The sequence below is a fragment of the Corynebacterium sp. AOP12-C2-36 genome, assembly GCF_052379185.1.
GTDB lineage: Bacteria > Actinomycetota > Actinomycetes > Mycobacteriales > Mycobacteriaceae > Corynebacterium.
Map to the genome: position 1 here is coordinate 1 of NZ_JBQSYJ010000033.1, position 16,805 is coordinate 16,805.

Annotated in this window: 12 protein-coding genes and 1 pseudogene; 8 read left to right on the plus strand and 5 right to left on the minus strand. The window is 69.5% G+C overall.

The genetic code is table 11. The features are described from left to right. The first annotated feature begins 141 nt into the window (after positions 1–141). The 5 genes and pseudogenes from ACT3UN_RS15540 to ACT3UN_RS15560 all read left to right on the plus strand — a co-directional run bounded on the left by ACT3UN_RS15540 (position 142) and on the right by ACT3UN_RS15560 (position 5,823). Positions 142–1,707, plus strand: a complete 1,566-nt coding sequence (locus ACT3UN_RS15540; RefSeq protein ID WP_441583021.1) for a gamma-glutamyltransferase — start codon at positions 142–144, stop codon at positions 1,705–1,707. Positions 1,708–2,065: 358 nt separating this feature from the next. After that, positions 2,066–3,226, plus strand: coding sequence for a poly-gamma-glutamate synthase PgsB (gene pgsB / locus ACT3UN_RS15545; protein ID WP_441579741.1), 1,161 nt, complete (start codon positions 2,066–2,068; stop codon positions 3,224–3,226). Between the two features lie 71 nt (positions 3,227–3,297). Continuing rightward, positions 3,298–3,456 (plus strand): annotated as a pseudogene (locus ACT3UN_RS15550) (poly-gamma-glutamate biosynthesis protein PgsC/CapC); the annotation flags it as partial. A gap of 82 nt (positions 3,457–3,538) precedes the next feature. Then, positions 3,539–4,207, plus strand: a complete 669-nt coding sequence (locus tag ACT3UN_RS15555; RefSeq protein WP_444657542.1) for a poly-gamma-glutamate biosynthesis protein PgsC/CapC — start codon at positions 3,539–3,541, stop codon at positions 4,205–4,207. Next, positions 4,198–5,823: a gamma-glutamyltransferase gene (locus ACT3UN_RS15560; protein ID WP_444657543.1), complete on the plus strand. Its 1,626-nt coding sequence runs from the start codon at positions 4,198–4,200 to the stop codon at positions 5,821–5,823. The genes ACT3UN_RS15555 and ACT3UN_RS15560 overlap by 10 nt, the downstream gene beginning before the upstream one ends. Positions 5,824–5,844: 21 nt before the next feature. Here the strand turns inward: ACT3UN_RS15560 and ACT3UN_RS15565 are convergent, their stop codons facing one another. Continuing rightward, positions 5,845–6,939, minus strand: a complete 1,095-nt coding sequence (locus ACT3UN_RS15565) for an oxygenase MpaB family protein (protein ID WP_301443945.1) — start codon at positions 6,937–6,939, stop codon at positions 5,845–5,847. 214 nt (positions 6,940–7,153) lie between these two features. Here ACT3UN_RS15565 and ACT3UN_RS15570 point away from each other — a divergent pair, with 214 nt between their 5' ends. Continuing rightward, positions 7,154–8,521, plus strand: coding sequence for a phosphatase PAP2 family protein (locus ACT3UN_RS15570; RefSeq protein ID WP_444657544.1), 1,368 nt, complete (start codon positions 7,154–7,156; stop codon positions 8,519–8,521). A gap of 17 nt (positions 8,522–8,538) precedes the next feature. Here the strand turns inward: ACT3UN_RS15570 and ACT3UN_RS15575 are convergent, their stop codons facing one another. From ACT3UN_RS15575 to ACT3UN_RS15585, 3 genes are read right to left on the minus strand one after another with little or no spacing between them, the layout of a single operon-like run. Further along, positions 8,539–10,701, minus strand: a complete 2,163-nt coding sequence (locus tag ACT3UN_RS15575; protein WP_444657545.1) for a PTS fructose transporter subunit IIABC — start codon at positions 10,699–10,701, stop codon at positions 8,539–8,541. A gap of 2 nt (positions 10,702–10,703) precedes the next feature. After that, complete coding sequence (locus tag ACT3UN_RS15580) at positions 10,704–11,693, minus strand: 1-phosphofructokinase family hexose kinase (protein ID WP_301443929.1); 990 nt, start codon at positions 11,691–11,693, stop codon at positions 10,704–10,706. Beyond that, positions 11,690–12,469, minus strand: a complete 780-nt coding sequence (locus ACT3UN_RS15585) for a DeoR/GlpR family DNA-binding transcription regulator (RefSeq protein ID WP_301443928.1) — start codon at positions 12,467–12,469, stop codon at positions 11,690–11,692. The genes ACT3UN_RS15580 and ACT3UN_RS15585 overlap by 4 nt, the downstream gene beginning before the upstream one ends. A gap of 269 nt (positions 12,470–12,738) precedes the next feature. Here ACT3UN_RS15585 and ACT3UN_RS15590 point away from each other — a divergent pair, with 269 nt between their 5' ends. Then, a complete protein-coding gene (locus ACT3UN_RS15590; protein ID WP_441579351.1) occupies positions 12,739–13,575 on the plus strand; it encodes a S1 family peptidase in 837 nt (278 codons plus the stop codon). 28 nt (positions 13,576–13,603) lie between these two features. Here the strand turns inward: ACT3UN_RS15590 and ACT3UN_RS15595 are convergent, their stop codons facing one another. Further along, positions 13,604–13,897 carry a chorismate mutase gene (locus ACT3UN_RS15595; RefSeq protein ID WP_441579352.1) on the minus strand — a complete coding sequence of 98 codons (294 nt, stop codon included), beginning with the start codon at positions 13,895–13,897 and terminating at the stop codon, positions 13,604–13,606. A 323-nt stretch (positions 13,898–14,220) separates the two neighbouring features. On the opposite strand from ACT3UN_RS15595, the gene ACT3UN_RS15600 reads away from it, so the two are divergent. After that, entirely contained in the window at positions 14,221–16,743 is a 2,523-nt protein-coding gene (locus ACT3UN_RS15600; protein WP_444657546.1) for a UvrD-helicase domain-containing protein, read from the plus strand. Positions 16,744–16,805: the final 62 nt, after the last annotated feature.

A 16,805-nucleotide genomic window follows, 5' to 3' on the forward strand; every position in this document is an offset into this window, starting at 1 on the left:
CGGGTACCCTCCGGGGTATCTGGCGAGGTCAGGCACCATGGTGCGATGCGGGATTTTCTCCTGCGGGCCTCGGCGATGGGTTAGGGTGCAGGGAGCCCGATATGATTTTTCAGGACCCTCACACCCGAAAGAGAGTGCCCGGTGAAGCGCATCCGAACCACGGTGACCGTGTTGACGACGGTCGGGCTGCTGGCGGCCTGCACCGGGACCGACGGGGGGCCGGGGGCCGAGGCCACGAGCCCGGCCATCCAGGAGGCGTCGTTCAAGGCCGGGCAGTCGTGCGAGGACTCCACGCAGGTGTCACGCTCGCTGTCGGCGACGGGGGCGAAGGACGATGCGGTGGTGGTCACCCCGGACCCCTACGCGTCCGACATCGCGTGCCGGACGCTGGCGGACGGCGGGACGGCGGCGGACGCCGTCGCCGCCGCACAGTTCACCCTCGGCCTCACCGAGCCGCAGTCCTCGGGGCCCGGCGGCGGGGCCGTCGCGGTCTACCACGACGCTGCGTCCGGCGAGACGCGCACGTGGAACGCCTCGGTGCCCGCGCCGCAGGGTGACGACGGCACCGGTGTCTCCGGCGTCCCGCAGACGCCTCAGCTCATGCGCACGATCCAGGGTACGTACGGGGCGAAGAAGTTCAGTGACGTCCTGGCGCCCGTCGCCGAGCTCGCGGACGGGGGATTCCAGGCCAGCAAGCGCTTCGTGGGGGCGGTGAAGCGCCGGCACGACGTGATGACGGGTATGCCGTGGCCGGGGGTGTCCTCGGCGAACCTCCCGGTGCCGGGGGACGAGCTGACCAATCCGTCCTACGCGTCCTACCTGCGCGGACTGAAGGTCTCCGGCCGGATCGCCTCCGAGGACGCCCTGTGCGCCGACTACCGCGACACCGAGGTCTGCGGCCCGGGTTCCACCGGTACCGGCATGATGGTCGTGGGGGAGGCCCTCGGGATCCTCGACCAGCTGGAGCTCGGGGACGACCCGCAGCACGTGGTCACCGAGGCGGAACGTCTCGCCCTGGCCAACGGCAACACCTGGATGCAGGACCCCACGGTGGACCCGGAGCTCTCCCGTAACTACGTGGACTCCCTGGTCACCGATCCGGAGCACCTGAAGAAGCAGGCCGCTCGGATCGACCCGGACTCCACGCTGGGGCGGATCGAGCCGGACCCGCTCAAGGGCGATGCGGGGACGTACCTGCCCAACCGGGAGGAGGGGACCTCGCAGATCACCGTGCGTGACGGAGACGGGAGCATGGCCAGCGTGACGACCACGCTGCACCAGCACTTCGGGTCCGGCGAGCTGCGCAACGGCTACTTCATGAACAACTCGATGGCGAACTTCAGTACCTCGGCGAAGGCGACGAACCAGCGGGCGGCCGGGGTGCGCCCGAAGACGGCGATGAGCCCGGTGATCGTGTTCCGCGACGGGACGCCGTTCCTCGCGCTGGGGAGTCCCGGCGGCGGGGCCATCCCGTCCTATGTGATCAAGACCACGGTAGGGATCCTGGACCGGGGGATGACGGCGCGGGACGCCGTGGACGCCGACAACTACGGGGCGACCGGCCGTGACGCGACCTACGTCGAGGGGACGGTCGCGGGCCAGATCGTGGGGACCGACAGTGGTCTGAGCGTGGTCTCCGTGGCGGACGGGACGGTGTTTGCCGAGGCAGACGCACGGGCGGGTGGTTCGGCGCTGTCCGCGCAATAGCTTTGTTTAATACGTGTCGAAAACTTAATTGAGCCAGAATCCAATACCGCGCCTATATTCGGCGCTTGCGGAAAAAACTCGCTAACCCGGTTCCATTTAACGCGAATAAAGTACCTCCCGGGGTTGCAAGGGTGGGGTAGGCAAGTTAGTGTGCCCACAGTGCGGAGCTCCTACCTGGAGCTTTACCAGCCTAAAACATTAACTCGGGCAATGTTTCGGACCTGTTACGTTGCCATACCCCCTCACGTATCCTCTCCAAGGAGTTTCATTCATGCTCGCTTTTCTGTCCCTGTCCGCATTGACTGCGACAACCGGGATAGCGGCTTTCCATCGTAAGGAAGTCCGTCACCGTCGGCGGATGGACAGCCTGGACATCAACGTCCACGTGAACGGCATCCGCGGTAAGTCCACGGTCACCCGCATGATCGGCGGCGTGCTGCGGGAGGCCGGGAAGACCACGATCTCGAAGACCACCGGCACCTACGCGTGCGTCATCGACAGCCAGGCCGGCGAGCACCCCATCAAGCGCACCGGCCCGGCCAACATCAACGAGCAGTACCGCTTCCTCGCCGAGTGGATCGACGGCGCCGACGACCCGGTCGAGGCCCTGGTCGTGGAGTGCATGGCGGTCAAGCCGAAGTACCAGTCCCTGTGCCAGGACGTGATCCTGCGCTCCCCGATCACGGTGCTGACCAACGTCCGGCTGGACCACCAGGAGGACATGGGCGACACACTCGAGGAGATCGCGGCGTCCCTGTGCTCCACGGTGCCCCAGGGTGGCCTGGTGATCACCGGTGAGCGCGACCCGAAGCTCGTCCGGCTCATCCGCCGGCACTGCGAGGACCGCGGTTCACGTCTCATCGTGGCCCAGGAGAGTGAACTCTCCCGCAGCCTGTGCAGCCGATTCGACTACCGCCAGTTCGAGGAGAACGTGGCGGTGGCACTCGCCGTGGCCGAGGCACTCGGCATCGACGCCGACGTCGCCGCCCGCGGCATGATCTCCGCCGAGCCCGACCCGGGAACCACCCGCATCGCCCACGTCCGCGACGTCTCGACCGGCCCGTTCTACTGGGTGCCGATGTTCGCCGTGAACGACTGGGAGTCCACCACGCGGGTCTTCCACGACGTTCTGGACGAGGACCTGCCGCCATGCCGCAGGGTCGTGGCGCTGAACAACCGCGCCGACCGCACCGACCGCGCCGCCATGTTCGTCGACCTCGTCGCCACCGACCTGGCCGGCGACGTCGACCGCGTCGTGCTCTACGGCGAGATCCAGGACGTGGTCCGCCAGAAGCTGCTCAACGCCGGCGTCCCCGACGAGAAGATCGTCACCACCAGCGACCTCGACGGCGAGCAGGGTGCGGACGGCCGCGACCTCGTGGCCCGCGCCCGCGCCGGTTTCGAGGGTGAGGACGTGGCCATCTTCGGCATGGTCAACATCCACACCGAGCACGTCACGGCCATGGAGCGCTATGTCGGCGCCCTGGCCGAGGAGCACATCGAGGCGGTCGCGGCGTGACCTACCAGTACATCGGTTCCTACGGGTTCCTCACCGACCTCGTCCACGTCACCTTCCTCACCGGCCTGCTGGTGAGCTACCTCTACTTCCGGCGCCGGCAGATCTCCGTCGGCGGCTCGCTGGCCGTCGGTTACCTGGCGTCCTCGCTGTACATGCCGCTCAACGTGCTCGCCACGCTCGGTTCCGCACTCGTCGGATACCTGCTGATCAGGTACGTCATCCTGAAGATCTTCCTGCCCCGTCCCCGCCAGATCTTCGCCATCGGCCTGGGCGTGGGCGTGGCTCGCGGTCACCTCCTGGGTGCTCGGCGGGGTGCCCGGCGACGGACTCGCCCTGGTCGGCGTGATCGTGCCCGGCATGATCTGCAACTCGCTGATCAAACAGGGTGTGGTGCGTTCGATGGTCCCGTTGGCGTGGATGGTTCCGCTCACCGGCGTCCTCGGCCTGGCGATCACGCTGCTGACCTCCACGGTCCTGCCGTTGTCCCTGGCCGACAGCATCACCCACGCGGACGTCGAACCGTTGCCGATGCTCTTCCTCATGAGCGCCCTGTCGGTGCTCTTCGCTGTGCTGGTGCAGGAGGGCACGGTGCGCTCCCACAAGCTGCGTACCGGCGGCTACGTCACCGCGGGCGTCATGGTCGCCGCGCTGACGAGCTGGACGTACCTGGTGGTGCTTGCGGTGGCGACGCTGCTGCTCGCCGTGTACCTGCCGTACTCGCGCACGGTCCCGCTGTTCGGCAAGGACCGCTTCGTGCTCCTGTGCGCCCTGGCGTTCACCCTGGTCACCGCGCTTGAGCTGGTGGCGGCCACCGTGTGGGGGCTGCGCTTCGGCGGGCCGCAGAACGTGGTGTTCTGCGTGCTGCCGGCCATCATCGCCAACGACCTCGTGCAGTACGGGGCGAAACGAACCTCGCTGGGCATGGGCCTGTCGCTGGCCGGCTGCGCCGCAGTCGCGGTCCCGGTGATGGCGTGGGCCTGAAGCTCCGGCAGCTCGCGGGCGTACTGTTGGTCGTCGTGATGGTCAGCTCGTGCACGATCGGCGGGTCAGGCAGGGACGAACCCCCGGCCCCGGACCCGCTGCCGACGGCGCCGGACGACACCTGCCGTGACGGTGGTGACGGTGGCGTTGAGGCCACCGGGTCCGTGGACGGTGGCATGGTGTCCACCCCGGACCCCGCCGCCACGGAGGCGGCCTGCGGCGTGCTCGCCGACGGTGGCACGGCGGCCGACGCCGTCGTCGCCGCCCAGTACGTCCTGGGCCTCACGGAACCGCAGTACTCCGGCCCGGGCGGTGGTGGCCTGGTGGTCTACCACGACGCCCAGTCGGGCACCACGGAGAGCTTCGACGGCACCGTCTACGCGCCGCAGGACGACACGTCCTACGACGACGAGTCGGTGGGCGTACCGCAGACCGACCGTCTGATGGACTCGTTGCGCGCCCGGTTCGGGACGAAGTCGCTGGAGGACCTGACGGCCCCGGCGAGGACGCTGGCCTCGGAGGGATTCGAGGTCACCGAGCGGCTCGCCAAGGCCATGTCGGCGCGCAGCGAACTCTTCGACGACCTGCCGGAGGCCGGCGACACGCTCACCAACGAGCAGTACGCCGAATATCTGGCGGGCCTGAAGGGCACCGACGACCCGATCGAGCCGTCCGACCCGCTGTGCGTGGACTACCAGGGGCACTCCGTGTGCGGCCCGGACTCCACGCAGACCGGCATGATGGTCGTCGCCGAGGCGCTCGGCATCCTGGACCGGCTGGACCTGGCCCGGCTGACCCCGAAGGACGGGGTGCCGCGGGCGACCGCGCAGCACCTGGTGATGGAGGCCGAACGCATCGCGTTCACCAACGCCAACACCTGGATGGGCGAGGAGACCGAGGCTACCGAGGACTACCTCGGGGACTACGTCGAGGACATCGTCACCGACGAGGACCACCTGGACGACGCCGCGGACTCCATCCGGCAGAAGAAGACGCTCAGCGGCCTGGATCCGGAGGAGCTCGGCGGGATGGACGGCGAGTACGAGGACAGCGACGACCAGGGGACCTCCCAGGTCACCGTGCGTGACTCCGCCGGCAGCATGGCGAGCCTGACGACCACGCTGCAGCGTAGCTTCGGCAGCGGGAAGCAGGAGAACGGCTACTTCCTGAACAACTCCCTGGACAACTTCAGCCGCCGCGCGGAGCCCGGCGAACCGAACCACCGCGAACCCGGGGTGCGGCCGCGCACGATGATGTCACCGGTGCTCGTCTTCGGTTCCGGCGACGACCCGCTCATGGCCCTCGGTTCGCCCGGCGGGCGCAAGATCCCGTCCTACGTGGTCAAGGCCCTGGTGGCGATGGTGGACTGGGACCTCAGCCCGGACGAGGCGGTGCGTATGCCGAACTTCGGCGCCACGAACCGCAACAGCGTGTACTCCGCGCGCGGCGACGCCGAGCAGAAGAAGATGCGCGGTCTGCTGGAGGACTGGGGTCACGACCTGGAGTCCGGACGCTTCGACTCCGGTCTCAGCGTGATCCGCGTTCAGGACCCGCGGGTCAGCGGTGCCGCGGACCACCGGCGTGACGGCTCGGTCGCCGCGGTCGACCTGCCGTAGCAAAAGAGCGGACGGCTTTCCTTACGAGGCGGCGGAGAGCCCGGAACCGTCGGTCTGCTCCTCCGCCTCCCGCTCGGCCTGCTTGAACTCGAGGATCTCGTCGTGGTGGTTGTGCTCGTAGGTCTTCACCCCCTCGCCCTCGTTGCGCTTGGCCAGGAGGTCCTGCTGCTGTTCCAGCGGGGTGCGCGGGTCGCCCCACTCCCGTCGGGCGACCTCCGGGGTGTACACCTTCGGCGACTCGGCGGGGATGCCGCGGATCGCCGGCTCGATGTAGCGCACCGCCCGGGGGCAGGTGTTCTCCAGGAACAGGATCTCCAGGTCGGGCAAGTGCTTGAAGGCGGCGAAGACCGGCTTCCACAACGCGACCATCAGTGTGTCGGTCAGCTTGGACTGCTTGAGTCCCATCATGCCGCGCATCCAGCGGGGGTAGGTGGCTATCACGCCGCGCCGGAAGAACGGGCGGACCACGGCACGGAGCGGTTTGGGAAGGTCCACGAACGCGGTCTCGAACCCGTTGAGGATGTGGTTGATGTTGAACACCGCGGCCTCGGAGGCGGACAGTCGCTCACGCCAGTCGTCGAAGTACTTCTGGACCTCCCCGCGGGTGCGGGGGACGTCCGCGGGGTCGATGGGCTGGAACTTCGCGGCGGTGGCGCAGGCCTGCCAGTACTCGTTCTCCTCGTCGCGGGAGAGCTTCCCGGGGCCGAACTTCTCGTACACGTAGAGGATCGAGTGCCATGCGGTGACCAGGATCCACAACTGTGAGTCGGGGTTGTTCGAGTCGTAGCCGTTGCCGGTGACCTTGTTGGTCCCGTACGCCCGGGAGTGGACCTTCATGAGGATGTCGGACATCCGGGTCACGGTCCGTGCGTCGGCGAACAGGACGGCGGCGAAGTACTCCATGGTGCGGTCGTAGCGGATGGGCGTGCGCTGCACGACCTGTCCGGAGTCGTCGACGGCCGCCACGAGGTCGGGGTCGAGGTGCTCGATGGTGACGGCGCGGGCGAAGCCGTGCAGGGCGGACGCCGGGAACGTCCAGACCTTCCATGCGACTGAGCCGGGGCCGTACACGCCCTCGTCGTGGCGGACGTACTCCTGGTTCCTGCGGTTTGCCATGACAACCTCCTTGTCACTGCGGTGGGCCGTTCGTCTGCGGCCCGCATACCCCTACTATTGTGACACAGATCACCCTCGGTTTTGAAGGGGAACGCGTATCGACCTCGGCGCGCGAGTTTCGCCGGTGGGCCACCTGGTGTTCATACGCCCGTCATCAGGGGCCCGTACCGTCGGTCTGTCCGGCAGCCCGTCCGGTCGATCCACGGTAACGGTTATGACAGAGGAGAACCCGGTGACGCCGTCCAGTACCCGAACGCCCGCCCCACGGAAAAAGTCCCGCAGAAGTGCAGGACGCCCCGCTGCGTCCCGCCCGCTCACAGCGCTCACCGTGCTCACCGCGCTCACGGTGCTCGCCACCGGCGCGGCGGTGACCGTCGTCCCCGCCCAGGCGCAGGTTCCGGACGTCGCGGGGCAGGTGGGGGAGTACCTCCCGGCGACGGTGCCGCCGGTGCAGCACGCCGGTGCCCCGGTGCCGCAGCCGTTGGCGCCGTCGGACTACGGCTGGTACGTCTCCGACATCAGCTCCTACGGCAACGGCACCTACTACTCGGTGGTCAGCAGTTTCGAGGATCTGCGGGCCAACCACCCGGAGGTCATGGCGGAGAGCCTGGACACCGTGGTCGGGGTCAACAACTCCGCGGACGCCGCGACGGTGGCGCGCGCCCAGGTGGACGCCGCCGCGGACGACGGCGACCTGCTCACGGCCCTGTCGGACGGGTTCGGCGAGGAGCTCGGCTCTGCCCTACGCACCGCGCTGGCGGAGAACCGGCTGCCGAAGACGCGGGCGCTGATGGACTCCGGGTACCTCTCGAGGGCCGGTGGTCTGGCCAGTTCCACGCTGATCGAGAAGGAGATCTTCGGTTACGACCGCCCCTTCGAGGTGGCGCCGGAGAGGATCACGAAGCACACCGGCGGTGGAAACGAGGACCTCTACGCGCTCGGCGGATCGAAGGCGTTCCCCTCGGGGCACACGAACCAGGCGAGCTGGACGACGACGTTGCTGGCGGTGCTGCTCCCTGAGCTCGCCCCGCAGCTGCTCGCGCGCGGTGCGGAGGCGGGCTACAACCGCATGGTGATGGGGGTGCACTACCCGCTGGACGTCATCGGCGGGCGGATGACCGGCCAGGCTGCCGCGGGTGACCGGTGGAATGACCCGCGCATGCGGGAGGTGCTGACCGGGGCCGGTGAGGAACTCCGTGCGGAGCTGGAGTGGCGGACCGGACGGCCCCTGGCCGAGGCGATCGCGCAGGACACGGCCTACCGGACGACGGATGTCGCGGTCGCGGAGTTCACCGAGCGTATGACCCAGGGTATGGGCCGTGTGGGGGAGCAGGACGCCGCTCTCACCGTCCCGCAGGGAGCGCCGGAGTTGCTGGTGAACGCGTTCCCGGACTTGTCCTGGGGCCAGCGTGCCCGGGTGCTGGCGGCCACGGCCCTGCCGGCGGGTTTCCCGCTGGACGATCAGTCCGCCAACGGGCGTGAGGTGGGCAGTTGGCAGCGGATCAACCTTGCCGCCGCCTTCGCCGCCGACGTCCGGGTGGACGCCGACGGCGGGATGAGCGTCAACGGCGCCGCGGCGTAGCCGCTCAACCGTCGCGGCTACACGGTCGCCGGCTGTTCGGCGTCGGACGCGTCGGCAGCCTTCTTGTCGCCGCCGGGTGCCGAGGTGCCGGTGACCTGCTTGACCACCACGACGGCGATCGCGGAGACCACGGTGCCGGCGATGACGGCGATGAGGAAGCCCCACCAGTTGTCCATCAGCGGCATCACCCAGATACCACCGTGCGGGGCACGGCTCCCGACCTCGAAGGCCATGGACAGTGCACCGGTGACGGCGCCACCGACCATCATGGAGGGGATCACGCGCAGCGGGTCGGCTGCGGCGAAGGGGATCGCACCCTCGGTGATGAAGGACGCACCGAGCAGCCAGGAGGACTTGCCGTTCTCCCGCTCGTCCTTGCTGAAGAGCTTCGGGCGCACGGTGGTGGCCAGTGCCAGCGCCAGCGGCGGCACCATACCGGAGGCGATGACCGCCGCCATGATCTGCAGCGAGGCGGTGTCACCGGTGGACAGCCCGGCGGTGGCGAACAGGTAGGCGGACTTGTTGACCGGTCCGCCGAGGTCGAAGCACATCATCAGGCCGATGATCAGGCCCAGGATGACCGCCGAGGAGCCGGACATCTCGGCCAGCCAGTTCTGCAGTGCATCCATCAGGGCGGCCAGCGGTCGGCCGAGCAGGAGGAACATCGACGCGGCGGTGACCAGTGTGGCCAGCAGCGGGATGATGACCACGGGCATCATGGAGCCGAGCCAGCGCGGCACCTTCCAGGACTGGATCCACATCGCGACCAGGCCGGCGATGACACCGGTGATCAGGCCGCCGATGAAGCCGGCGCCGACGAGCACGGAGATGGCGCCGCCGACGAAACCGGGCACGATGCCGGGCCGTCCGGCCAGCGCGTAGGCGGTATAGCCGGACAGCGCGGCGACCAGGAAGCTCATGGCCACGTCACCGCCACCGAAGAACACCGCACCGAGGTAGAGCCGCAGCCCCGACTCATCGGTCAGCAGCATCTCTACGCCGTCGAGGGTGTAGGGCAGGCGCTCGGGAAGGTCCCACAGCGAGTAGTCCTGGACCACGTCCTGCCACACGTTGGCCACGTTGTAGCCGCCGATCACGAAGCCGAGGGCCATGAGCAGACCACCGGCGGCGACGAAGGGCACCATGTAGGACACACCGGTCATGATGGACTGCTGGATGCGGCGTCCCCAGCCGACGTCGCCGTCCTCGTCGTCACCGTCACCGGAGCTGCCGCCGGAGGCGGAGACCCGGTGCGGGTTGTCGGCGGTGGAGGCGGTGACCGCCCGGTCGATCAGTTCGTCCGGGTCGGAGATGCCCTTCTTCACGGGCACGTCGACGACGGGCTTGCCGGCGAAGCGTTCGATGTCGCGCACACCCACGCCGTGGGCGAAGATGACGGCGTCGGCCTCGTCGATCTGGGCCTTGGTCAGCTTGTCGCCGCCGGAGGAGCCCTGGGTCTCGATGACGAGTTCCACGTCGTCACGGGCGTCGGCGGCCTGGGTGAGGGCGTCGGCGGCCATGTAGGTGTGGGCGATGCCGGTGGGGCAGGACGTGACGCCGACGAGCTTGACCACCCGGGACGCGCCTGCCGCCGGTGCTGCAGACGCTGCAGCCGCCGCCGACTCCGCAGGCGCCGCGGCGGGTTCAGCCGACTTCTTCGGCGCCTTCTTCTTGTTGAGGACGTCGGTGACCAGGGTGACGACCTCCTCCTCGGACTCCGCGGCGCGCAGTGCGGCGACGAAGTCCTTCTTCACCAGCGCGCGGGCCAGGGTGCTGAGCACCTTCATGTGTGCACTGCCGGCGCCCTCGGGGGCGAGGATCATGAACACCAGGTCGGTGCCGCGCGGGTTGCCGTCGGCGTCCTTCTCGTCCGCCCCGAAGTCGGTGGGGGTCTTCAGCCGGGCGAAACCGAGCGAGGGTTCCTCCACCGCGGTGGTGCGGCAGTGGGGGATGGCGATGCCACCGGGCAGTCCGGTGGCGGCCTTCTCCTCACGGGCGTGGATGTCCGCCAGCAGCTGCGTGGTCTCCGAGGCTCGACCGGCCTTGACCTGCAGGTCGGCCAGGGCGGTGAGTACGGCCTCCTTCTCGGCCGGGATGTCCGCGTCGAGGGAGACGAGTTCGGGGATGATGACCGGTCGGTCGTCGGGACCGCCCGGCGTGGTGGGTGGTGACGTGGTCATTGTCATACTCTCCTTGATTCGGGAAGGTCGGACGGGAGGTCGTCGGGCGTGGGCAGGGTGGTGCCCGGTAGGGTGACGGCGGTGGAGCCGTGCGCGACGGCGAGGGCGAGCCTGGCCGGGGCGTCCTGCTCACGGGCGGCGCCGATGACGTAGCCGGCGAGGGTGGAGTCCCCGGCGCCGACGGTCGAGACCGCGGACACCTTCGGGCTGGGGCAGAACCAGGCGCCGCTGTCGCCGTCGCGGGTGACCAGCAGTGCGCCGGCGGCGCCCAGGGAGATCAGCGCGGCGCCGAAACCGCGGTCGAGCAGGGAGGACGCTGCGGCGGTGACGGCGGTGAGGTCGCCGCCGGCCGCGGCGTCCTCCATGGCGTCACCGTCGCCGCCGACGATCTGCGCGAGCTCGTGGGAGTTCGGCTTGATCAGGTCGGGCGCGGCGGCCGGGTTGCGGTCCGACAGGTCGACGAGCGCGGCCAGGGCGGCGTCGGAGGTGTCGACGGCCACACGGAAACCCTGCTCGTGGGCGGTGGCGGTCATGCGCGCGTACCAGTCGTCGGGGAATCCGGGCGGCAGGGAGCCGGCGAGCACGAGCCAGTGCGGCCCGCTGACCCCGCGCCCGGTGACCTCCGACATGGTCTGGTCCACGGCGTCGGTGAGGGAACGGCCGTCGGCGGACGCGTCGCCGGGGGAGTTGATCTTGGTGGTGACCCCCTCACCGTCGGTGAGGGTGAGGTTCACCCGCACCGCGCCGCCGCCGACGAAACGCACCGGGACGTCGCCGGCACGCACCAGGTCGGCGAAGTCGCCGTGGTGCTCGGCGGGGACCACGGCCACCACGTCCTCACCGGCGTGGTGGACGACGGTGGCCACGTTGACGCCCTTACCGCCGGCCTGGTCGGTCCCGGAGACGACCCGGTTGACCCCGCCGACGTCCAGCGGGCCGGGGAGCCGCTGGGTGCGGTCGATGCTGGGGTTGGGTGTGACGGTGATGATCACGTGTGAATCACGTCCATTCCTTGTTGTCGGAGTCCCCTGACGACGGGGTCGTCCGGGGGTGCGTCGGTGATGAGGAGGTCGACGTCGTCGACGGTGGCGAAGGCACAGAGCAGTTCCTCTCCGAGTTTCGACCGGTCCACCAGGGCGATGCGTCTTCGCGCGGCACCGGTCATCGCCGCCTTGGTCTGCGCCTCGGACGGGTCCGGGGTGGAGAAGCCGAAGTCGGTGGTGACGCCGTTGGCGCCGAGGAAGGCGACGTCGGCGCGCAGGCCACGCAGCCCGGACACCGACTCCGCCCCCACGACGGACTGGGTGATGCCACGCACCCGCCCGCCGACGAGGTGCAGCCGACGGCCGTCGGTGGTCGGGCCCTGCAGCGAGAGCTCGTAGGACAGCAGGACGGAGTTGGTGACCACGGTGAGGTCGGTGCGCTCGGCGAGGTGCTGGCACAGCAGGGCGGTCGTCGTCCCCGAGTCGACGAGGACGGAGCCGCCGGACGGCGGGAAGTGTCCGGCGGCCGCGGCGGCGATGCGCACCTTGGCGTCCTTCGAGGACGTGGCGCGGGTGGCGACGGTGTGCTCGTTGCCGCTGTGGACGCGGAACGGGACGGCACCGCCGTGGACGCGGGTGACCCGCTGCTGGCGTTCGAGCGTGTCGAGGTCCCGGCGGACCGTCTCGGCCGAGACGCCGTAGCGTTCGGCGAGCTCGGACACGGAGGCACCGCCGAGGTCCTGGATCTGACCGGCGATGACGTCCTGGCGCTGTGGCGCGTACATGTCCCCAGTATCTGTGGGAACGTGTGGGAAGTCAATGGCGATATGGTGGGGAATAGGTGGTTATATGGTCATGTGAATACCGTTTTCTGTCCCGCCCGGTCACAAACAGGCACGCCGGGGTGGTCGCGGGGGTGAGGTAGGGGCGCGGTGTGCTGCGTCACCGGGCCGGGTGCTCACCCGGGAGGATAGGGTGGCGGGAGAAAGTATCCTCACGTGTCCGGCCACGAGTGACCATGGCCGCGCCGCTCGGCTGGGAAGAAGTGACCGACATGACCCTCTCGATCCTCCGCCGGCTGGCGGTCGCCGCGGCGACCACCGCAGCCACCGTCCTGATCGGCGGCCTCATGGCCCCGGCCGCCTCTGCTGCGCCAACACTGCCTGCGCTGCCTTCGGTCCCCTCGGTGGGTGAGGTCGTCGACGACGTCCTCACCGCCACCGGTGAGCCCGCCCCGCACCGGGTGCAGGGCCAGTACTTCACCTCCCCGGGGGTGCCCGCCGCCGCGCAGGACGCCCGCCCGGCCGTCCTCGTCGGCCCGTCCACCCCGCTGATCGTCGGCCCGTCGCTGTGCACGGCCACCGTCGCCGGCCACGATGCCGCGGGCAACGCCGTCGCGGTCACCGCCGGGCACTGCGGGACGCCCGGGGACGAGGTGCGCTCCGCCGACGACCCGGAGGGCACCGTCGTCGGCACCTTCCAGCGCAACGGGGCCATGGACAACGGCGTCATCCTGCTCAACGACAATGCGCAGGTGACGAGCAGCTACAACGCCGCGTCCATCAGCGCCCTCGGCGGCGGCCAGCCGGCGGCGGGCGCGCAGGTGTGCAAGACGGGCATCGCCACCGGCACGTCCTGCGGGCCGCAGTTCGCGACCTCGGACACCGGTTTCGTGATGCACGTCTGCGCCTCCCACGGAGACTCCGGCGCACCGGTGTACGCCGGTGGCCGGCTGGTCGGCCTGCTCAGCGGCGGGTTCGCCGGACTGCCGTCCTGCACCACCCCGCTGCAGGGCCCCATGCACTCACCGGTCGTGGCGAGCAGCTGGGACGCCGTCGCCGCCGAGATGGACGCCGCCGGCGGGGTCGGCGCCGGGCTGCGTCTGGGCTGATCAGGCTGGTTTGATCAGGCTGGTTTGATCAGGCACCGAGCCGGCCTCGGCCGAGCTGGAGCAGGGAGTTCGCGATGGCGATGCCCTCCGGTCCGAGCTCGGCGCGGAACTGGTTGAGGATCGCCGTCTCACGGGAGTAGACGAGCTTCGTCCCGCCGGAGGCGGTGCGGGTGCGGCCGATGATCTTCGAGATCTCCGAGCGGCGCTTGACCGCCTCGATGATCGTCCGGTCCAGTTCGTTGATCTCCTTGCGGTAGTCCTGGATCTGGGCGTCGGACAACGGATCATCGGTCCCGCTGGAGAACTCCATGTCGTTTGTCATGGTGGCGATTCTACGTCCGTGCGGGGTTGTAGGGTGAACGTGACCCCAACCGACAGGAGAACGCGACAGTGAATCCGGGCCAGTCCGACCCCTTCGATCAGATCCCGCTGCCCACGGAGCCGCCGCCCGGGCCGTGGGACGGTCAGGACGGCCTGTGGGAGCCGCCGCCGGACGAGGAGGACGGCCCGCCGGAGGACGCCGCCGCGTTGCTCGCCGAGATGTCGGAGAACGCCTCCCACCTCGCACCCCTGCCGCAGGTCGCCGCAGCACCGCGTGATCCGTCCGGCGACCCGTCGGTCGACGGGGCGGCACCGGGGCGGGTGATGAGCACCCAGACCCGCGACCAGCTGCTGGACGGGTTGAACCCCGCGCAGCGTGAGGCGGTCACGCACACCGGCTCGCCGTTGCTCATCGTCGCCGGCGCCGGTTCCGGAAAGACCAGTGTGCTCACCCGGCGTATCGCCTGGCTGCTGGCCGGTGGGGTGGCCCCGTGGCAGGTCCTGGCGATCACCTTCACCAACAAGGCGGCCGCGGAGATGCGCGAGCGCATCGGCGGACTCGTCGGCCCGGCGGCCGAACGTATGTGGGTGTCGACCTTCCACTCGGTGTGCGTGCGCATCCTGCGCGCCAACGCCCAGCTGGTCGAGGGGTTGAACTCGAACTTCACGATCTACGACTCCGACGACATGAAGCGTCTGGTCACCATGATCCTGCGCGACCGCAGTCTGGACGCCAAGGAGTTCGCCCCGCGTGCGGTGCTCAGCGTGATCTCCAACTGGAAGAACGAACTGCAGGACCCGCAGGACGCACTCACCGAGGCGCAGGAGGACGGCAACCGGCACCGGGAGACCATCGCCCAGGTGTACCGGGATTACCAGGTGCGTCTGCGGCAGGCCAACGCCGTGGACTTCGACGACCTCATCGGTGAGGTCGTGGGCCTGCTGCGCAACAACCGCGGTATCGCCGACCACTACCGGCGGCGCTTCCGCCACATCCTCGTCGACGAGTACCAGGACACCAACCACGCGCAGTACGTGCTGGTGTCCACCCTCGTCGGCGGGGACGGGGACGGCGCGGCACCCGGTGCCGAGCCCGCCGAGCTGTGCGTGGTCGGCGACGCGGACCAGTCGATCTACGCCTTCCGCGGGGCCACGGTGCGCAACATCGAGGAGTTCGAGCGCGACTACCCGCACGCGCGCACGATCCTGCTGGAGCAGAACTACCGCTCCACGCAGAACATCCTGTCGGCGGCGAACTCGGTGATCGCCAGGAACCAGGGCCGTCGTGACAAGAACCTGTGGACGGACTCCGGCGACGGCGCGTTGATCGGCGGGTACGTCGCCGACAACGAGCACGACGAGGCCCGGTTCATCGCCCAGACCGTCGACGAGCTCGTCGACCGGGGTGACGCGACCTACGGCGACATCGCCGTGATGTACCGGACGAACAACTCCTCGCGTGTGGTGGAGGACGTGCTCGTGCGCTCGGGGTTGCCGTACAAGGTCGTCGGCGGCACCCGGTTCTACGAGCGCAAGGAGATCCGCGACATCGTCGCCTACCTCAAGGTGCTCGACAACCCGGACGACACGATGGGCCTGCGCCGCATCATCAACACCCCGCGCCGGGGTATCGGTGACCGGGCGCTCTCCCAGGTTCGGGTGCACGCCGAGAACATGGGGCTGAGCTTCGCCGCCGGGCTCGCCGCCGCCGGACGTGGCGAGGTGCCGGGGCTCAGCGCGCGCGGGCGCAACGCCATCGCCGGCTTCCTGGAGATGATGGACGGGCTGCGCACCGAGACGGAGTCGGCGGTGATGCGCACCTCCGACGGGGAGTCGTTGGGCATCCCGGACGTCGGCGCAGTCGTGCGCGCGGTGCTGGACTTCACCTCCTACGCCTCCGAGCTGGAGTCCTCCAATGACCCGCAGGACGGCACCCGCCTGGACAACATCAACGAGCTGGTGTCCGTGGGCCACGAGTTCTCCCAGGAGGCGGTGAACCTCGCCGCCTACGAGGCGATGCCGTCGGAGGCTTCTTCGCAGGCTTCTTCCGCGCAGGCGGAGAGTGCTGCTGACGGCGCTGCGGAGAACGCCGCGGAGGGCGCCGTGCTCGCCGAGGGCGAGCCGGAGCCGGGGAGTCTGCAGGCCTTCCTGGAGCGGGTCAGCCTGGTCGCCGACGCCGACCAGATCCCCGCCGAGGACCAGGACATGGTCACCCTGATGACCCTGCACACCGCCAAGGGCCTGGAGTTCCCGGTGGTCTTCCTCATCGGCTGGGAGGACGGCCAGTTCCCGCACATGCGCGCCCTCGGCGACCCGACGGAACTGTCGGAGGAGCGGCGGTTGGCCTACGTCGGTATCACCCGTGCCCGTCAGCGCCTGTACCTGACGCGTGCGATGACGCGGTCGAGCTGGGGCACCCCGCAGAACAATCCGCCGTCGCGGTTCCTCGCCGAGATCCCCGGCGAACTCGTCGACTGGATCCGTGAGGAGCCCGCACCGGCCTGGTCGGACGGCTGGGGTTCCTCCGGTGGCTACGCCGACGGCACGAGCTTCGGCGGTGGCGGCTGGTCCGGTTCCCGGGGCGGTTCCCAGAAGTCGTTCCAGAAGTCGTCCCAGCGTTCGTCGGGTGCCTCGTCGTCGCCGTCGCGTGGCGGCGGGCTGCTGCGTCCGGCGGGCAAGCCGCTGGAGCTGGAGGTCGGTGACCGGGTCAACCACGACAAGTACGGTCTCGGCACGGTCAAGAGCGTCGACGGCAAGGGTGTGAAGGCCACGGTGACGATCGACTTCGGCACCAACGGCACGGTGCGGCTCATGCTCATCGGCGGGGTGCCGATGGAGAAGCTGTAGGGGACAGCGCACGGGAAAACCCGCTGCCGGACCGGAGAGGGTGGTCCTGCAGCGGGTTTTTC